The 238-nt window shown below is 64.3% G+C and carries 1 protein-coding gene; it reads right to left on the bottom strand.

Going from position 1 to position 238, the window contains the following annotated elements:
• Positions 1–238, bottom strand: a 238-nt coding sequence (locus SB816_RS34710) for a TetR/AcrR family transcriptional regulator (protein WP_410548587.1), incomplete at both ends; no start/stop codon positions are given.

Raw genomic sequence — 238 nt, forward strand, 5'->3', positions numbered from 1 at the left:
GTCGTACTCGACGGCCCCGCTGATGTAGATGCAGCCAGTCGTCACCTCCTGGATGCGCTTCTCGATCCAGCGCGCCAGCATCGCCCGCAGGCGCGGCAAACCGCGCGGCTCGCGCAGGCTCGGAAAGAACACCTCGTTCTCGAAACGATGGTGATATTCGCGGACGACCTCGACCTGCAGATCCTCGCGCGATCCGAAGTGCGCGAACACGCCGCTCTTGCTCATCTGCATGCGCTCG

It is taken from the genome of Achromobacter sp. SIMBA_011 (assembly GCF_046535435.1).
Taxonomy (GTDB): domain Bacteria; phylum Pseudomonadota; class Gammaproteobacteria; order Burkholderiales; family Burkholderiaceae_B; genus Achromobacter; species Achromobacter dolens.